General features: G+C 70.9%; 15 protein-coding genes. 3 read left to right on the forward strand and 12 right to left on the reverse strand.

Annotation, left to right across the window (positions count from 1 at the left end; translation table 11 throughout):
* Positions 1-4 precede the first annotated feature (4 nt).
* The gene (locus ACFULQ_RS12615) at positions 5-1,084 is read right to left on the reverse strand and encodes an ABC transporter permease (protein ID WP_383541974.1); all 1,080 of its coding nucleotides are present in this window, start codon (positions 1,082-1,084) and stop codon (positions 5-7) included.
* Complete coding sequence (locus ACFULQ_RS12620) at positions 1,084-2,088, reverse strand: sugar ABC transporter substrate-binding protein (protein WP_141202684.1); 1,005 nt, start codon at positions 2,086-2,088, stop codon at positions 1,084-1,086. Before ACFULQ_RS12620 ends, ACFULQ_RS12615 begins: the two co-directional genes overlap by 1 nt.
* An 893-nt stretch (positions 2,089-2,981) precedes the next feature.
* Here ACFULQ_RS12620 and ACFULQ_RS12625 point away from each other — a divergent pair.
* On the forward strand, positions 2,982-3,503 hold the full coding sequence (locus tag ACFULQ_RS12625; RefSeq protein ID WP_383541978.1) for a hypothetical protein: 522 nt from the start codon (positions 2,982-2,984) through the stop codon (positions 3,501-3,503).
* Positions 3,504-3,511: 8 nt separating this feature from the next.
* On the opposite strand, the gene ACFULQ_RS12630 is transcribed toward ACFULQ_RS12625, so the two are convergent.
* The 5 genes from ACFULQ_RS12630 to ACFULQ_RS12650 form a co-directional block, all read right to left on the reverse strand.
* On the reverse strand, positions 3,512-4,060 hold the full coding sequence (locus ACFULQ_RS12630) for a VOC family protein (protein WP_383541980.1): 549 nt from the start codon (positions 4,058-4,060) through the stop codon (positions 3,512-3,514).
* A 14-nt stretch (positions 4,061-4,074) separates the two neighbouring features.
* Positions 4,075-4,872, reverse strand: coding sequence for an SDR family NAD(P)-dependent oxidoreductase (locus tag ACFULQ_RS12635; protein ID WP_383541983.1), 798 nt, complete (start codon positions 4,870-4,872; stop codon positions 4,075-4,077).
* Positions 4,869-6,566: a thiamine pyrophosphate-binding protein gene (locus tag ACFULQ_RS12640; protein ID WP_383541985.1), complete on the reverse strand. Its 1,698-nt coding sequence runs from the start codon at positions 6,564-6,566 to the stop codon at positions 4,869-4,871. The genes ACFULQ_RS12635 and ACFULQ_RS12640 overlap by 4 nt, the downstream gene beginning before the upstream one ends.
* Before the next feature lie 196 nt (positions 6,567-6,762).
* Entirely contained in the window at positions 6,763-7,857 is a 1,095-nt protein-coding gene (locus ACFULQ_RS12645) for an NAD(P)-dependent alcohol dehydrogenase (protein ID WP_383541988.1), read from the reverse strand.
* A gap of 34 nt (positions 7,858-7,891) precedes the next feature.
* Positions 7,892-9,079: an FAD-dependent monooxygenase gene (locus ACFULQ_RS12650; RefSeq protein WP_383541991.1), complete on the reverse strand. Its 1,188-nt coding sequence runs from the start codon at positions 9,077-9,079 to the stop codon at positions 7,892-7,894.
* A gap of 138 nt (positions 9,080-9,217) precedes the next feature.
* Here ACFULQ_RS12650 and ACFULQ_RS12655 point away from each other — a divergent pair, with 138 nt between their 5' ends.
* On the forward strand, positions 9,218-9,997 hold the full coding sequence (locus tag ACFULQ_RS12655) for an IclR family transcriptional regulator (RefSeq protein WP_383541994.1): 780 nt from the start codon (positions 9,218-9,220) through the stop codon (positions 9,995-9,997).
* 28 nt (positions 9,998-10,025) lie between these two features.
* Here the strand turns inward: ACFULQ_RS12655 and ACFULQ_RS12660 are convergent, their stop codons facing one another.
* Positions 10,026-10,463, reverse strand: coding sequence for a nuclear transport factor 2 family protein (locus tag ACFULQ_RS12660; protein ID WP_383541996.1), 438 nt, complete (start codon positions 10,461-10,463; stop codon positions 10,026-10,028).
* Between the two features lie 13 nt (positions 10,464-10,476).
* Positions 10,477-12,165 (reverse strand): MFS transporter, encoded by a 1,689-nt coding sequence (locus ACFULQ_RS12665; RefSeq protein ID WP_383541998.1) that lies wholly within the window; start codon positions 12,163-12,165, stop codon positions 10,477-10,479.
* A gap of 261 nt (positions 12,166-12,426) precedes the next feature.
* On the opposite strand from ACFULQ_RS12665, the gene ACFULQ_RS12670 reads away from it, so the two are divergent.
* Positions 12,427-13,173: an SDR family NAD(P)-dependent oxidoreductase gene (locus ACFULQ_RS12670; RefSeq protein ID WP_383542000.1), complete on the forward strand. Its 747-nt coding sequence runs from the start codon at positions 12,427-12,429 to the stop codon at positions 13,171-13,173.
* 18 nt (positions 13,174-13,191) lie between these two features.
* Here ACFULQ_RS12670 and ACFULQ_RS12675 read toward each other — a convergent pair whose 3' ends face one another.
* From ACFULQ_RS12675 to ACFULQ_RS12685, 3 genes are all read right to left on the reverse strand, one after another.
* Positions 13,192-13,668: an MEKHLA domain-containing protein gene (locus ACFULQ_RS12675; RefSeq protein ID WP_383542002.1), complete on the reverse strand. Its 477-nt coding sequence runs from the start codon at positions 13,666-13,668 to the stop codon at positions 13,192-13,194.
* Positions 13,669-13,960: 292 nt separating this feature from the next.
* Positions 13,961-15,469 carry an MFS transporter gene (locus ACFULQ_RS12680; RefSeq protein ID WP_383542005.1) on the reverse strand — a complete coding sequence of 503 codons (1,509 nt, stop codon included), beginning with the start codon at positions 15,467-15,469 and terminating at the stop codon, positions 13,961-13,963.
* A gap of 233 nt (positions 15,470-15,702) precedes the next feature.
* Complete coding sequence (locus tag ACFULQ_RS12685) at positions 15,703-16,917, reverse strand: oxygenase MpaB family protein (protein WP_383542007.1); 1,215 nt, start codon at positions 16,915-16,917, stop codon at positions 15,703-15,705.
* Positions 16,918-16,958 lie beyond the last annotated feature (41 nt).

Raw genomic sequence — 16,958 nt, forward strand, 5'->3', positions numbered from 1 at the left:
TCGGTCACCTCCGGGTCGCCGAGCGCTGGATCCACAGATTGATAAGGACGGCCCCGAGGAGCATCACGCCGAGGAACGCCTTGAACCAGTCCGGGTTCCAGCCGGCGTAGACGATGCCCTGCTGGACCATGCCGAACATGAACGCCCCGAAGACCGGGCCGATCGCGGATCCGGCACCGCCGGTCAGCAGACAGCCGCCGATCACCGCGGCCGAGATGTAGATGAGCTCCTGACCGACGCCCTCGCCGGACTGCACGGTGTTGAAGGCGAACAGCTGGTGCATGCCGACGAACCAGGCACCGAAGCCGACCAGCATGAACAGGCTGATCTTCGTGAAGGTGACCGGGACACCGACGGCCCGGGCGCTGTCCTTGTTGCCGCCGACGGCGAAGACCCAGTTGCCGTACCTGGTGCGGAGCAGCACCCAGGTCGCGAGCACGGCGAAGCCGAGCCACCACACCACGGTGACCTTCACGTCGACGCCGCCGATGTCGAAGGACGACGAGAAGAGTGACTTGGCCTGGTCGAAGCCGTCCATGTCGCTGATGTCGTCGGTGGCGACGTTGCCGGTGACCAGTTTGGTGACCGCGAGGTTGACGCCTTGCAGGATCAGGAAGGTGCCCAGGGTGATCAGGAAGCTGGGCAGTCCGGTCCTGACCACCAGCCAGCCGTTGAGGAAGCCGACCGCGAGGGACACGATCAGGGCCGCGATCACACCGACCCAGATGTTCATGCTCAGCTGGTAGGCGAGCATGCTCGCGGTCAGGGCCGAGGTGATCACCGCGACACCGGACGACAGGTCGAACTCGCCGCCGATCATCAGCAGTGCGACCGGCAGCGCCATGATGCCGATGGTCGAGGACTGGTACAGGACGTTCGCCATCGAGCTGCCGTCCCGCACCGGGGGCGCGGTGATCAGGAAGAAGACGAACACGGCGACGGCGCCGAGGAAGACCCCCACCTCGGGGCGGGCGAGGAGGCGGACGGCCAGGGGGCGCTGCCGGGTCCGCCCGTCGGTTTCCTTCGCGGGGCCGGGGGCCGGCGGTGTGGTCACCGCCGGCTCGGCGTGCTGGGCCGTGCTCATCACCGGGTTCCCTTGGCGGCGAAGGCGGCGACGGAGTCGGCGTTGTCCTTGGTGATGAAGGCGGGGCCGGTCAGGACCGGGGCGGTGCTGCCGCCGCTGAAGTTGCCGTTCGTCTTGTACAGCCAGAGGGAGTCGACGGCGAGGTAGCCCTGGAGGTAGGGCTGCTGGTCGACGGCGAACTCGATGGTGCCGTCCTGGACGGCCTTGACGAGGTCCTTGTTGAGGTCGAACGTGGCGATCTTCGCCTTGCTGCCCGCGTCGGAGAGCGACTGGACGGCCGTCAGCGCGATCGGGGCGCCGAGGGTGACGACCTGGTCGATGGAGGAGTCGGCCCTGAGCTTGGCGGTGATGGTCGACTTCACCGACGGCATGTCGGTGCCGTTGACGTACAGGATGTCGGTCTTGCCGCTGAAGCCCTTCTTCAAACCGGCGCAGCGGGCCTCCAGGGCGACCTGGCCCTGTTCCTGGATGACGCAGAGGGCGTGCTTGGCGCCGAGGGTGTTGAGGCGTGCGCCGAAGGCCTGGCCGGCGATGTTCTCGTCCTGGCCGAAGTACTCGAGCATGCCGAGCTTCTTCCAGTCGTCGACACCGGAGTTGAAGCCGACGACGGGGATCCCGGCGGCATTGGCCTTGGCGACGACGTCCTTCATGGCGTCGGGCTTGGCGGCGGTGAGGGCGATGCCGTCGACCTTCTGGTCGATGGCGTTCTGGACCAGGTTGGCCTGGTTTCCGGCGCTGGGGTCGCTGGAGTAGACGAGCTTGATGTTGTCCTTGGCGGCGGCGGCCTGGGCGCCCTTGCGGATGAGGTCCCAGAAGGTGTCGCCGGGAGAGGCGTGGGTGACCATGGCGACGGTCATCCGGGGCGTGCTCGCCTTGCCCGCCGAGACGCCGGCGGCGCTCTCCTCGGACTTCTTGCCGCCGGAGCTGCTGGAACAGCCGGCGGCGAACAGGGTGCCGGCCAGTACGGCGGCGGTGAGAGCGGCGGCTCGGTGGTATCTGTGCATGTCCCTTGCACCTCACTGTGCGCATGGTGGGAATCGGGGTCGCTGCCTTGCTGGTCGGGCGATCGGTTGCGGGGTGACCTGTGCGGCAGAAGAGAAGGTTGTCTGGGGCAGCTGTGGGTGATGCCGCCTTGCTGACCGGCTAGAGCGCGTTACTAGCGCGCGCTAGTGCAGGTACTATGAAATGGCCCCGGGGTGATGTCAATAGCTTTGTCAGGACGTATCGACAAGGTTTCCCGGAGGTCGTGGTCGTGCTGGGGTCGCCGGGGCTTCTCGCGTCCGCGTTTCGGGCGGCCGCCCATGGACGGCCGGACGGGTGGGTGAGGCCGACCGCGGCGGGCGGCCCGCTGCGGGCGGACGGCGTCGAGTCATCGAGCGGCCCGTCCGTATCGCCCTCATCGCCCTCATCGCCTGCGCCGAGCACCACCGGCCGGTCACCGCGCGCGCGTTCGTCGCGGCCGCGAACCGGACCCTGCTGGTCTGCCTCGCTGCCGAGCACCTGCCGGGGGTCACCTTCACCAAGCCGGAAGGAACCCCTCTGGCCTGGCTGGACTGCCGACCCCTCGGCGTCGGCCAGGAAGAGAGCACAACGGGCCTGGTGCCTGTCACCGACCTCGCCGGGCCGGCACGCCAGTTCTCGAGCAGGGCAGGGTGGCACTGTCCTCCGGCCACATCTTCGGAACGCGAACCACCGCAGTACTGGTGCCCTCACGACCAGGTACGAGGTGGACCTGCCGGTGGGCACCTCCGAACACCTGGGCACACGAGCCCGCGTCGCACGTCGACATGGGCCCACCTTGAGGGGCCAAGGCAAGCCGTCGGTACCCTCACCACACCACACGGTGAGTGGACGGGATCGACGGGTCTTGTTCCTACCGGCAGCAAGGATGGCGGCGATGGCTGCGGCGACGAAGAATCACAGGGGCATGCTGGGATCCTTCGAGACCCGCCTGACCACCTGGGTATTTCTGGTTTTCGGACATGGCGACCGGCAGGAGGCGGCGACCGCGGCCGCTGAAGCCGACCAGGCCGTGGCGGAACTGCTCAGGCTTCGCCCGGGAAAGATCCACCGGAAGGCCGAGAACGGCGTGTGGTTCCCCGCTTCGGACGTGCTGGCGTTCCGCTCATGGATGTGGTTCGTCGTCGCAGCCCTGCTCCTGGTCGGTGCTCTGCTGCTGGTCCCGGGTGATGCAACGGCGGAGCGGTTCGTGCGGATCGCGCTGTCTCTGGTCACCGCGGTGCCCAGCGCGCTGTTCGCCTCACGCCAAGTGGGTCACGTCCTGACTCGACGGGCGCTGGGAACCGGAGTGACCGGGCCGGTCACCCTCCTCTGGATCAGACGGTGGCTGAGCAACAGCGCGGTTCTGATCCTCACCCTGGGAATGTGGGTGGTGTGGATGTCGGTCCTGGTTCTCTGATCGCCAGGTCAGTTCGGCAGCAGCTCCGTGAAGTCGCGTACCGGTCGTGAACCGTCCCAGCCGACCGCCGCCCGCCACGCGGAGGTGAAGATCCCACGTGTGATCTCGTTGTCCTGGACGAGCTCGATCATCCCCGGGGCGTCGTCACCGCCGTCCAGGAAGAAGACCTCGCCTCCTGGGGCGAGGTCGTGGAAGCGAACCACCGCTCCGCCCGCCTCACGGCGTGCGACCTCTTCCCTGACGTTCGGCACGATCTTGGCGACGTGGTGGAAGCCGTAACCATGGCGCTCGCGGGCGTCCTTGTAGATGGACGGCTCGTCGTCGAGGGTCTGGACGAGCTCGACCATGAAGTGGCCGGAGAAGGCCAGCGCGAGGGTGAACTCGGCCTTCCCCGGCGCACCGCGGTAGGTGGAGCCCTCGCCGCCGAGCCTGGCGTTCACGAACCAGGGACCGACGCCGAGGTGGTCCGTCCACCAGCGCATCGCGGCGGTGAGGTCGGGGACCGCGTAGGCGACCTGGACGACTGCGTCGGTCGGCTGGCCGAAGGGGAACTCCATGGCGTGCCGCCTGTCTATGCGGAGGGGCGGAGGAAACCGGTGAGGCCGCCGTCCACGAGGAGGGCCGTACCGGTGATGTAGCCGGCCTCGGAGGAGGCCAGGAAGAGCACCGCGGCGGCGAGTTCCTCCGGCTCTCCCTCCCGCAGCAGCGGGGTGCTGAGCCTGAGCCGCTCCCGGAACGCGTCCGCTCCGCCGGGCGGCAGTCCCGTCGTACGGGCGGAGATGTCGGTGTTCATGCCGGCCGGAATGACGATGTTGACCCGGATGCCGTCCTCCACGACCTCGGCGGCGAGGACGCGGGTCAGGTGTTCCAGCGCGGCCTTGCTGCTGCCGTACGCGGCCGTGCCCGCGCTGGCCCGGCGACCGGCCGCCGAGCCGCAGAAGACGACCGCCCCGCCGGGTGCCAGCAGGGGCCTGAGGGCCTGCATGAAGAAGAACGAGCCCTTGACGTTGGTGTCGAACACCCGGTCCCAGGTGGCCTCGTCCATGTCGTCGAGGCGCTTCATGCCCGCGTGCCCCGCGTTGATGTACGCGGCGTCCACCCGGTCGACCTGCGCGGCGACCTCGGCGAGCGCCGCCTTGATGCCGGCCACGGAGGACAGGTCCGCGGAGACGGCGACCGTGCCCTCACCGATCAGCTCGCTCGCGGTCTTCAACTGGTCGGGGTCGCGCGCGATGACGACCACGCGCGCGCCCTCGCGCGCGAAGGCCCGCGCGGTCGCGAGGCCGAGCCCCCGGCTGCCGCCGGTGACGAGGCAGGTCTTGCCGAGGAAGCGCTGCCGCCGGTCCTGGACGGGCACCTCGCCGCTCACGCGTCCACCTCGATGCCGCCGAAGGGGGCCCCGCCGTTGAGGACGCGCTCCTCCGGGGGGACGGGGGCGAGGCTCACGCGGACGTCGATGCAGGTCGGCCGGCGGGCCGCGAGGGCGGCCTCGATCGCCGGGCGCAGCTGGTCCGGTTCCGTGACGTCGACGCCGTCCGCGCCGAGCGCGCGGGCCACCGCGCTGTAGGAGCCGTTCTCCAGGCGGTTGTTGGTGACGCGGTCCTCGCCGAAGAGGAACTGCTGGGTGTGCAAAGTGGCGCCCCAGGCCCGGTTGTTGAGGACGATCACTACGACCGGGAGCCCGGCCCGGACCAGAGTGTCGAACTCGGCGAGGCTGTAGCCCACGGCCCCGTCACCCGTGACGAGGATCGTCGCCTTGTCGGCGGCCGCGTACTGCGCGCCCAGCGCCACACCGAAGTTGCTGCCCATCGCACTGAGGTAGCCGTGCCCGAGGTAGTGGGCCAGCGGCGCGAGCGCGATCGTCTCCGAGAGCCACAGTTCGGTCAGCGCCCCGTCGACCACCACGGTGGCTTGGTCGGGCACGCTCTCGGCGATCGTACGGACCGCGAGGTACGGGTGGATCGCATCGTCCTCGTGCTCCTCGGTCTCGGCGGCGAGCGCGGACCGCCGCTCGGCGGAGATGCCGCGCAGGGCCACGAGCCAGTCCTCGCGCCCGGAAGGCACGGCGCTGTCGCCCAGGCGCGCGTTCAGCAGGCCGACCGTGCCGACCGGGTCGGCCTGGACGCCGAGTTCGACGTCCTGCAACCGACCGAGCTCCCGCCCGTCCGGGTCGATCTGGAAGAGCCGGGCGCTCTTGGGAAGCAGCCGGCCGGTGCCGAACTGCGTGGTCATGCCGAACCGCAGCCCGAGCATCAGGACCAGGTCGGGCCGCTCGCCCTCCGGCACGGTGGCCAGGGTCTGCACGAGACCGACCTGCTGTGCGGAGCCGCTGATCGCGCCGAGGCCCTCCCAGTCGGAGAAGAGGGGCACCCCGGTACGGGCGGCGAACTCGTGCAGCTGCGCACGGGCTTCGGCGGTCACGAAGGACTTGCCGACGAGCGCGACCGGACGCCGAGCGGTGCTGAGCGCGTCGAGAATGCGGTCGACGGCACCGGCGGGGGAGACACCGGTGCCGTCGACCTCGACGCGGTAGTCGTCGACCGAGTCGACGTCCACCGACTGGCGCAGGACGTCCCAGGGAATGTCGAGGAGCACCGGGCCCCTGGGCTCCGACAGCGCGGTCCGGACGGCCTGGGCGACCAGGCGGGGGATCAGCTCGGTGCGGGTGACGCGATGCGCGAACTTGGTCACCGGGGCGGCCATGGCGACCTGGTCGAACCCGGCCTGCTGGTCGTTGACCTGATCCGTCTCCAGCGGACCGGAGCCCGCGATGTACAGCACGGGGGTGCGGTCCAGATGGGCGTTGGCGATCGAGGTCAGCACGTTGGTGAAGCCGCCGCCGGCAGTGACTACGGCGACCCCCAGATCACCGGTGACGCGCGCGTACCCCTCGGCGGCATGTCCGGCGTTCACCTCGTGACGCACGTCGACGACGCGGAGCTTGGCGTCCAGGGAGTCCTGGAGGATGCCGTCGATGTGCGCTCCGGGTAGCCCGAAGGCCACGGTGACTCCGGCTCGCTGAAGGGTCCGAACGACGAGTGCGCTTCCGGTTGCGGTTGCCATGCGAGGGTCCGCCTCTCTGGGCGATTCAGGTTCGACACATGTGGGGGAGGGGCCTGCCTCGTGCCCGGCTCTGTACCGGAGTCTGAGACCCGCCCCGGCCTGGGACAACGGTGGTGTTCGTTGGACGGTCAACGCCTTGATCGGCGTGGATGGACCGCGACCGCGTGGACGGTTCCTTCGCGGTGCGATTCCTGCTCTACGGCATCCTCAGCACGGCCTTGATGACCCGCCCCGAGGCGGTCTCCGTCCACGCTTTGGCGAAGTCGGTGAAGGAGAACTCCTCGATCAGCCGGTCGAAGGGGAACCGGCCCGCCCGCCAGTACTCGACCAGCTGGGGGATCAGGGTGTGGGGGTTCGCCGAGCCGCCGATGATGCCTTGCAGTCGGCGGCCGCCGGCCAGCAGGAAGCCGGTGTCGGGGACCCACGTGCCCGCGGGCGGGGCCACGTAGCCGAGGGTGCCCTCCACGCCCAGGCACGCCGTCGCGGTCGTATAGACGGACGGAACGTTCGCGGTGACGTAGGCGAAGTCGAACCCGTCGGGTTCGATGCGTCGCAGTTCCTCGTCGGTGCCGACGTCACCCGGGACGGCGTCGGTCGCCCCCAGTTCCACGGCGAGGTCGAGCCGGGGGCGGTTGACGTCCACGGCGACGACGCGCCGCGCGCCCGCGAGGCGGGCCGCCATCACGGCCGCGAGCCCCACGCCTCCGGTGCCGAACACCGCGATCGACTGTCCGGGCCGGATCCGGAACGCCTCCAGGACCGACCCCGCGCCCGTGATGACACCGCAGCCGAGCGGTCCCATCAGGTGCAGGGGTACGTCCTTCGGGAGCAGGACCGCGCTGCGGGCCGGTGCCAGCGCGTACGTCGCGAAGGACGACTGTCCGAAGAACATCGCCGCGACCCGCTCGCCGGACCGGGTGACCGGAGAGCTGCCGTCGAGCCGGGCCCCGCCGAACGCGACACGCATCGCCTCGCGGCAGTAGGTGGGCCGCGCGTCGAGACAACGGGGGCACACCCCGCAGGAGTTGCCGGAGAGCACCACGTGGTCGCCGGGCGTCAGGCGCGTGACCCCGGCGCCGACCGCCGTCACCACGCCCGCGCCCTCGTGCCCGAGCACGATCGGCCGGGGCACGGGCAGGCCGCGGCCCTGGTGCGCGTTGATGTCGGTGTGGCAGATGCCGGTGGCCACGATCCGCACGAGGACCTCGTCCGGCCGCGGATCCTCCAGATCGACCTCTTCGAGCGCGGGGACGTCCCGGCCCTCGCGGGACACGGCGGCGGTGATCCTCATGAGCCGGCGACCTTCGGGTCGGACGCGTAGTCCCTCATGAAACGGCGACCTCCGGGTCGTACGCGTAGATCCAGCCGTTCGACCGCAGCGGGTCGGACTCCGCGTAGGCGCGGTCGCGTGCGCGCTGTTCGGGGCCGTCGGGGAGGTGGTTGATGTGTGACCTGCCGTGCGACACCTCCTGGAGGCGTGCCGTGCGGGGGCGGCGCAGTTCCTCGTAGCGGCCCAGTGCCCGGACCGGGTCGCCCGGGTCCGCCGCGAGGCAGAGCGCGAGGGCGGCGGCGTCCTCGATGGCCTGGGCGGCGCCCTGGGCGAAGAACGGGAACATCGGGTGGGCCGCGTCGCCGAGGAGGGTCGCGTTGCCGCGGTTCCAGTGGTCGAGGGGCTCGCGGTCGAGCAGGGCCCAGCGTCCCGGTGTCTCGGCGGCCCGGATCAGCTGCACCAGGCGCTCGTCCCAGCCGGCGAACTCGTCGAGGAGTTCCCTGACCGTGGCGGTTGCCGTCCACGACTCCACGCTGTCGACCCCGGCCGGTGCGAAGGCGACGAGGTTGACGTACTCCTCGCCGGAGACCGGGTAGTGCACGAGGTGGTGGTCGGGGCCGATCCAGAGGGTCTGGGCGCGCCGCCGGGCGAACTCGGGTGCCTTGTCGGCCGGTACGAGGGCCCGGAAGGCGCAGATGCCGGACTCCCGGGTCTGCGTGGGCCCGACGACGGCGCCGCGCACGCGGGAGTGGATGCCGTCGGCGCCGATGAGGACGTCCGGGCGTACCGTCTCGCCGTCCTCGAACCGCAGCACCGCGCGGTCGTCCTCGAACTCGACCGCGACGCAGCGCCTGCCGAGGTGGAGCGAGCGCTCCGGGACCGCCGAGCGCAGGGCGTTCAGCAGATCGGCCCGGTGGGCGGCGTAGGTGTGCTCGCCGTACAGGCTGATGCAGCCCTCTTCCAGGTTCTCCGCGGAGAGCACGGCGCCGTTCTCCCAGCGGCGGAACTCCCAGCCGATCTCCATGCGCACCGCGCGCTCGACGAACCGGTCCAGCACGCCGAGGCGGCGGAGCAGGCGGGCGGCGTTCGGGGCGATCACCAGTCCGGCGCCCACTTCCGTCAGGGCGGCGGCCTGTTCGTAGACCTGGCTCTCGAAGCCCTGGTCGCGCAGGAACCCGGCGGCGGCGAGGCCACCGATGCCGCCGCCGAGGATCGCGATCCTGGGACCGTCTGCTGTGCTCATGGTCTTTCACTCCCGTTGGCCTGGACGACTGGCTGCACGCAAGAGTCCGTCACGATGTGCGTTGATAGAACAGATCTATTCATCCAACGAACATTGTGCGTAGGGTGAGGGGGGTCACGAGCCGCAGAGGAGAGGCCCATGCCTCGCGCCAACGAACCCGGACGGTCAGTCAGCTCCCGGCTGTGGGACCTGCTGTTCGCCTTCGACCCCAACAACACCGAACTGAGCCTGGCCGACCTGGTCCGGCGCACGGGCATGCCGCATGCCACCGCCCGACGCCTCACCCTCGAACTCGTCGAGGTCGGCGCGCTGGAGCGCACCAGCGACAACCGCTTCGCGATCGGCCTTCCGCTGTGGCGCCTGGGGACCCTCGCGCCGCGCGCCGAGACCCTCCGCAGCGCCGCGCAGCCGTTCGTGGAGGACCTGTACACCGCGCTGCGCCAGCATGTGCAGCTCGCCGTCCTCCAGGGCGACCAGGCCGTGATCATCGAACGGCTGTCGGCGGTCAATGCCGTCGGCCTGACCTCCCAGGTCGGCGGCCTGCTGCCGCTGCACTGCTCGGGCGTCGGCAAGGTGCTGCTGAGCCACAGCAGTCCGGGCTTCATCGACGAGGTCCTGGCGGGACGGCTCCAGCGCTTCACGCCCAGGACGATCGTCGACCCCGCCGAGCTCCGCCGCGAACTGGCGTCCTGCCGGTCCACCGGCACGGTCGTCGTCAAGGAGGAGCTGAGCGAGGGGGCCGAGTCGGTCGCGACCCGGATCGTCGACGGCACCGGCAAGGTCGTAGCGGCGCTGTCGGTGGTGGTGGCGGCCGGTTCCATCAAACTCCAGGCGGCGGTTCCCTCGCTGGTCGCGAGCGGTCTGGGGCTGTCCAGGAGCCTCGGCTGGCGGCCGGGCATTCCCATCCGTACCGCATGACCGCCCGCGCGGCGGGGGAACCGGCGCGTCATACCGACGGCTGACGCCGGGAAAGCTGCATATGGCCCAGCCGCCAGCCCTCGTCGGTCGCGAACCACACCCGGGTGGCCACGGCCTGCACGAGGAACGTGGGCAGATCCGGTATGCGCCTGATGCTCATCTTCTGATGGCACGTCACCACGGCCCGCCCCTCCCGCTCCTGACACGTGACGTGGCTGGTCTCGGCCTCGAGGGTGGCCCCCATGGACGCGTTGTGGTCGAGGAAGCTCTCGCGGTCGTGGATGTGGCCGACCGGAGCGTGGACGATCGTGCAGTCGGGCAGCATGAGGGCGCGCTGCTCGTCGTCACCCCGGGTGATGGCGACGAGCCACGCCGCCTCCGCCTCGGCGACCGTGGAGGTGCGCGTTGCCGGGTGCGCGGTGTTGGCGACCGTGGTGGTGCGCGTTGCCAGGTGCGCGGTGTTCATGTGTCGGCTCCTGTCAGTCGTCGAGATGGGACTCGCCCGGACCGCCGCGTCCACCCAGGAGGGTCAGCGCCGCCGCCACGAGAGCGGCCACGCCGCCCAGCACGTACGCGTGGGAGTAGCTGTTGCTGAGCGCGTGGAAGGCGACGTCCTTGAGCGGGTTGAAGGGGATGACCTGACCGTCCGGCGATGTCACGGTGGCGGGCACCGAGTTGGCGCCGAGCGGGCCCGAGGCCACGGCGTGCACGGCCGCCTCCAGTTGCGGTCTCTGGTCCGCGGGCGCATGCGCGGGAGCGGCCTGGAACGCCTCGTACGCCTTGCTCAGTGCGGGATTGGCGGCGACTTCGCGGGCCATCTCCTTGGCGGCCTGGCCCAGCGCTACGGCGCCCGCGATCGCGGGACCGAAGGCGAACCCGAGGTCGCGGAAGGTGCTTGTGGCGCCGCTCGCCATTCCGGCGAGGTGGTTGGGCAGCGAGTTGACCGCGACCGCGCTCATGGCGGCGAAGGCGAGTCCCGATCCGACACCGGCGAGGATCAGCGGCCCGACGATGGACGCCAGTGCCCGGTCGCTCGCCGGGACCGAGGCGAACCACAGCCCGCCGGCACCGATCAGGACCAGGCCGGCGAAGAGGACCCAGCGGGGGTTGAAGCGCTCCAGCAGCCGGTACGTGAGGGGCAGCAGCACGAAGCCGATGCCTCCGAAGAAGAGGTAGGCGACGGAGCTCTTCAGCGGGCTGAACCCCTGGACGCTGGTGAGGCGGATGCTGGTGGAGTACATGATCGCGAGGAAGCCGAACATGCCGACGACGGTGGCCACCGAGTTCACGGCGAACGCCCGGTTCTTGAAGGCGCTCAGCAGCAGGAGCGGTTCGGCCGCGCGTCCCTCCGCGAGGACGAACAGCACGAGGAAGACGCCCGCGGCGACGAACGCGATGACGATCTGCGGGCTTCCCCAGCCGCTCTCAGGGCCCTGGATCACCGCGTACAGCAGGGCGAAGAGGCCGAGCGCGGCGGTGATCTGCCCCGGCCAGTCGAGCGAACGCCCCTCGGGCGAGGCGGAGTTCTGGGCGCACAGCAGCGACAGGAGCACGCTGACCGCGGCGATGGCCAGGACACCGACGTAGGCCCAGCGCCAGTTCCCGGTCCCGTCCCAGCCGGCGTGGATCTTGGCGCCGACGCCTGCCAGCAGCGGGCCGAGGAAGCCGCCGATCGACAGCGCGGCGGCCCAGACCGCCACGCCCCGCGCGCGGGTGGCGGTGGTGTGGGTGCCGGCCGCCACCATGGCGAGGCTCGTCGGGAAGATGGCCGCGGCACCGATGCCGCTGAGGAGCTGGGCGGTGATCAGCAGCGTCACCCGGGTGTCGGCGGAGGTCCCCTCTCCCGGCACCAGGACCGCCAGGGCCGAGCCCACGACGATGAGCGCGGCGCCCCCGATGAGCAGGCGCTTGCGGCCGAAGAGGTCACCGAACACGCCGAAGCCCAGCTCCAGCGCGGCGACGGGGATGAAGAAGGCGTCGACGATCCAGGTGAGCTGTGCCGAGGACGGCGAGAGATCCTGCTGGATCAGCCCGGTGATGAGCGAGGGCACGGACAGGGCCATCTGCGCGAGGCACACGGCGAGCACCACCGCGGCCAGCGTGCCGCGTCCCAGGGTGTATCTGTCACCCTCTCCCCGTGTCGCACGGGGCGAATCGGTCTGTACCATCGACGACTCCTTGCGCGCCAAGCGCTGCTGACGGAACCGGCGTTGGCCGGTCCCTGCTGTTTCTTCGCGGCCGTTCGACCACAGCTGATGCGGGACGCTCGGCGGGATGACGCACCGGCGAGCAGCGACAAGGTAGGAAGTGACGCCCGTCACCCTCAACGGACATGTTCATTGGACGGACAAGCGGCTCCCGTCCGCGTCCGCACGGCGCACGATCCAGAAGGGACGGTCCGTGCGGGCCGAAGCGAGGAGTGATGCGCCATGGCGGGCAGACTGACGGGACGGACGGCCGTCGTGACCGGGGGCAGCGCCGGCATCGGGCAGGAGATCGCCCGCAGGCTCGCGGCGGAGGGCGCGGACATCGCGGTCGCGGACCTCGACCCGGCGCAGGAGACGCGGGAGCTCGTCACGGCGACCGGCCGGAGGTTCTACGGCGACAAGGTCGACGTGTCCGACGAGAGGGCGGTCCAGGAGTTCGCCGGCCGGGTCCGCGCCGAGCTCGGCGGCGCCGACATCCTCGTGAACAACGCGGCCGTCGTCCTGCTCGGGGACATCGACCAGGTGACCTACGACGACTGGCGCCGCACCTTCGCCGTCAACGTGGACGGCCCCTTCCTGGTCTCCAGGGCGTTCCTGCCGCAGCTGAGGGAGTCCGAGGCGGGGCGGATCATCAACATCACGTCGTCCAGTTACTGGACCCCACCGCCGCCCTTCGTCTCGTACGTCGCGGCCAAGGGCGCGCTGAACGGCCTCACCTCGGTCCTCTCCGCCAACCTCGCCGCGCACGGCATCACCGTCAACGGCGTCGCGGCGGGCCTGGTCCGCACGGCCGCGTCCGAGGCCACCACGGACGACGCCTTCTTCGAGCACGTCGTACGGGGCCAGGACATCAAGCGCGTCCAGCTGCCCGCCGACGTCGCGGGCGTGGTGGCATTCCTCGCCTCCGACGACGCCGGGTTCATCACGGGGCAGCTGGTGGTGGCGGACGGGGGGAGCACGCGGCGGTAGGACGGGGGAGGGTTCGGTTCAGCCGCCGGTCCCTCCCCGTGCCTCGTCCGTCCACGAACGGAACACGGCGGCCTGACCGTGGTGGACGCCCTCGGTGTCCACCAGATTCCACATGGTCACGTCCTCGATCCAGAACCTCCGGCCGGACTTGGCGATCCTGAGACCCCGGTAGCCGGACGCATAGCCGTGTTCCGTCACCGATCGCACGAACTTCTCCCGGTCGTCCTGTCCCTCGGCCGCCGCGGACAGCCGGGACGGGAGCCGCACGAACTCCTCCCAGGAGTATTCGAAGCACTGTTGGGCGGTTCTGTTCGCGTAGATGAACAGCGGATCTGCGCCGGTGCCGTGCGCGAGGAGTCCGAAGGACGGGTCCTCGTAGAGCCAGCGGGCCGCGTCACCGCCGGACTCCGCGGGGGACAGTGGGGTGCCGGTCAATCGTTGGTGACTGGAAAGGAGGAGCCGGGCGAAGGCGTCGTCGTTGAAGAGCGTGGTCATCTCGTCCGTAAGGGGAGGTCGGAAGGGAGTGGATCACGGGAAGCGTGGCTGCTGCTCAGTATGCGGCCGCGCACTTCTCCACCTGCATCAGGGCCCTGCTCGCCGACCCGGGTTGGTGCGACCAGGCGCTCTCGCGCTCGTCCTCGGCTTGGCGCGGCCCGAGTCGGGCTATCTCACCGGCGCGACCTACGACGTCAACGGCGGGTCCCACATCCACTGACACGGTCGGAGGGGAGCGGTCGGACGAAGGGCCCGGCGAGAGATGCCTCTCGCCGGGCCCACGGGACCGGTCTCACATGTGGACGACGGGTGCCGCGTCGGGGTCCTGCTCGGGTACTCCGCGCCGGTAGAGGAGGGCGCTGATGACCAGTCCGGCGGCGAAGAAGGCGGCGGACCACCAGTAGGCGGTGGAGTAGCCCTCCAGACCGGCCTGGGCGAGGACCGCCGGGTCCTTGGGGTTCCTGCCGTCGAGGTAGTTGGTGACGGCGGTGGTGGAGAGGGTGTTGAGGAGGGCGGTGCCCAGGGAACCGCCGACCTGCTGCATGGTGTTGACGGCGGCCGAGGCGGCACCGGAGTCCTCGGTGGCCACGCCGGCGACGGCCAGGCTCATGGCGGGCGGCATCACCAGGCCGAGCCCGAGACCCGCGACGATCAGCGGGGGCATGACGTCCGTGGCGTAGACGCTGTTGAGGTCGAGGGCGGTCAGCCAGACCATGCCGGCGGCGGCCAGGCCCATGCCCAGCGGAACGGTCGCCTTGGGGCCGATGCGGGGGATGAGCACGGTCGAGGCGAGAGTGGAGGCCACCATGAGCGCGGCGACCATGGGCAGGAAGGCCAGGCCCGTCTTGATGGGCGTGTACCCGAGACTCTGCTGAAGGTAGTAGGTGAGGAAGAGGAAGACACCGAACATGCCGGCGCCACTGATCTGGACGGCGACGAAGGAGGCGCCGCGGTTGCGGTCGAGCAGGACGCGAAGGGGCAGCAGCGGGTGGGCGGCGCGGGTCTGCCACCAGGTGAAGACGGCGAGCAGGATGCCGCCGGCGAGCAGGTAGCCCCAGGTCTGGGGCGAACTCCAGTCGTGGCTCTCGGCGTTGGAGAAGCCGTAGACGAGGCAGAACAGACCGCCGCCGACCAGGATGGCGCCGGGGATGTCGAGGGTGGCGGACCGGTCGCGGGTGGTCCGGCGCAGCAGCAGGGCTCCGCCGACGAAGGCTACGGCCGCGAAGACGAGGTTGACGTAGAGGGTCCAGCGCCAGTCGAGGTGCTCGGTGAGCAGGCCGCCCAGCAGCAGGCCGATGGCGCCGCCCGCGCCGGCGATGGCGCCGTACACCCCGAAGGCCTTGGCGCGTTCCTTGGCGTCGGTGAAGGTCACGGTGAGCAGGGACAGCGCGGCGGGGGCGAGCAGGGCACCGAACAGGCCCTGCGCGGCACGGGCCACGATGAGCATCTCGAAGTTGGTGGCGGCACCACCGAGGGCGGAGGCACCGGCGAAACCAACGAGGCCGATTAGGAAGGTCATCTTCCGGCCGAACAGGTCGGCTATACGGCCGCCGAGCAGCAACAGGCTGCCGAAGGCCAGGGCGTAGGCGGTGACGACCCACTGCCGGTCGCCGTCGGAGAAGCCGAGGTCCTGCTGGGCGGAGGGCAGGGCGATGTTCACGATGGTGGCGTCCAGGACGACCATGAGCTGGGCCACGCCGATGGCGGCGAGGATCCACCAGCGGTGACGCGGCGGGGCGTCGGAGTGCGGGAGCGTGGACACGGTGGCCGTGCCCTGCGCATCGGTGGAGGTCTGAGACATGACGGGACTCCTGAAGAGGGGTGAGGGAACAGTCGATCGGGGTGCGGGACGGCTGCGTCGTCGGAGCACGTCACGTCGGGGGCCCGGCGGGCGCCGGGTGTCCGGGGGCCGGCCGTGCGGGGTGTCCGGGGACCGGCCGTGCGGGTCGGCGCGGACGGTTGACGAGGATCAGGCGGCCTCGGTGAGGGCGGAGGCGAGGATCAGGCGACCCCGGTGAGAGCGGAGGACGAGGGTCAGGCGGCCTCGGTGAGAATGGCCGGGCGGGCGCCTGCCGTGGCTCCGCGGCAGACGCTGCCGCAGGGCTCGACGGCCGCGGTCGGTTCCGTTGCGGGACCGGCCAGCGCGCGCCGCCGGGCTTCCTGGACCGAGGCGGGGGAGTAGGTCTGCCAGTAGCGGGCCTCACGGTTGAGCCGGCTGATCAGCGGGAGCAGATCGGTCGCGGACGGGACCTCGGGAAGGCCCACGCGGTCGCCCCACCGCGGTCCGAAGGTGCGCCGCAGCACGCTGTGCAGGAGGTGGCGCACCTGCTCCTCGGACAGGTCCGCGCCGGGTGCGCCGGCCGTGGCGCGAGCCTGCGCGTCGACCAGCGCGGTGATCAGCACGCGCGCGTTCTCGTCGGGCACGGGCGTCAGCTGCTCCAGCAGGTCCAGCAGCCGTTGCGCGTCGGCATGGTCGTGGACGTCCTGGTGGAGGCTCTCGTCGAGTCCCAGGAGATGAGCGACGTACGCCCAGTACCGGTACAGGTCGCGCTGCTCGTCGGGACCCGTGCCGATGCCCAGGGCCTCCAGTGCCCGGAACGCGACGAGGGTGAACCCGCGCCAGGTGCGGGCCATGTCGAGCCGGCCGATCGGCAGACCAGCGGCGCCCAGGTCCCACTCCTCGACCGCCCGGGCCCGCATCCGGGCGTGGTGGAGGCGGACCTCGACCGTGGCCAGGTAGCCCGGCCGTCCGCGCAGCAGTCCGCCCGGCCGGACGGTCTGCCGGGCCCACACCCCGGCCTCCGCGAGCCGGCGTGCGGCCAGGTCGGCCGGTCTGCCCTCGGCGACCAGCTGCTGGGCGGTGGCCGGGGACGCGTAGGTGTGGGCGAGGGCGACGGTGACCGAGCAGAGCTGGAACCACATCGGCGCCACGGACAGGCTCGCGAGGTCGCCGCGATGGAGCATCAGGGGGTCGACCCAGGGCGGGGGTGTCTCCAGCTGTCGCAGCAGGGCGGTCACGGCTGTGAGGGGTTTCGCGTCCAGGCTCGCCAGCCCGTTCCTGAGGCCCGCGTCGAGCGTGCGCCGCGCGGGCGAGCCGTAGTGGTCCAGTTCGGCGACGACGGCGTCGGCGAGCGGGTCACCGACGGTGAACAGGGTCACCAGACGATCGGTCCGGCCGTCAGGACGGCGGGCCGCCTCCAGGGCGCCCCTACATTCGCCGGCCTTGTGGGGTGGGGGGTGCGCGGTCATAGGGCTCTCGCTTTCGCGGTGGTACGGCGGGTCCGGCACAG

The sequence above is a fragment of the Streptomyces sp. NPDC057253 genome, assembly GCF_042669125.1.
Lineage (GTDB): Bacteria > Actinomycetota > Actinomycetes > Streptomycetales > Streptomycetaceae > Streptomyces.

Coding starts and splice junctions, on each gene's coding strand:
- ACFULQ_RS12675 (WP_383542002.1), bottom strand. CDS start 13,668: ATGACCACGCTCTTCAACGACGACGCCTTCGCCCGGCTCCTCCTTTCC.
- ACFULQ_RS12645 (WP_383541988.1), bottom strand. CDS start 7,857: ATGAGGATCACCGCCGCCGTGTCCCGCGAGGGCCGGGACGTCCCCGCG.
- ACFULQ_RS12660 (WP_383541996.1), bottom strand. CDS start 10,463: ATGAACACCGCGCACCTGGCAACGCGCACCACCACGGTCGCCAACACC.
- ACFULQ_RS12655 (WP_383541994.1), top strand. CDS start 9,218: ATGCCTCGCGCCAACGAACCCGGACGGTCAGTCAGCTCCCGGCTGTGG.
- ACFULQ_RS12625 (WP_383541978.1), top strand. CDS start 2,982: ATGGCTGCGGCGACGAAGAATCACAGGGGCATGCTGGGATCCTTCGAG.
- ACFULQ_RS12640 (WP_383541985.1), bottom strand. CDS start 6,566: ATGGCAACCGCAACCGGAAGCGCACTCGTCGTTCGGACCCTTCAGCGA.
- ACFULQ_RS12680 (WP_383542005.1), bottom strand. CDS start 15,469: ATGTCTCAGACCTCCACCGATGCGCAGGGCACGGCCACCGTGTCCACG.
- ACFULQ_RS12685 (WP_383542007.1), bottom strand. CDS start 16,917: ATGACCGCGCACCCCCCACCCCACAAGGCCGGCGAATGTAGGGGCGCC.
- ACFULQ_RS12665 (WP_383541998.1), bottom strand. CDS start 12,165: ATGGTACAGACCGATTCGCCCCGTGCGACACGGGGAGAGGGTGACAGA.
- ACFULQ_RS12615 (WP_383541974.1), bottom strand. CDS start 1,084: ATGAGCACGGCCCAGCACGCCGAGCCGGCGGTGACCACACCGCCGGCC.
- ACFULQ_RS12620 (WP_141202684.1), bottom strand. CDS start 2,088: ATGCACAGATACCACCGAGCCGCCGCTCTCACCGCCGCCGTACTGGCC.
- ACFULQ_RS12670 (WP_383542000.1), top strand. CDS start 12,427: ATGGCGGGCAGACTGACGGGACGGACGGCCGTCGTGACCGGGGGCAGC.
- ACFULQ_RS12630 (WP_383541980.1), bottom strand. CDS start 4,060: ATGGAGTTCCCCTTCGGCCAGCCGACCGACGCAGTCGTCCAGGTCGCC.
- ACFULQ_RS12650 (WP_383541991.1), bottom strand. CDS start 9,079: ATGAGCACAGCAGACGGTCCCAGGATCGCGATCCTCGGCGGCGGCATC.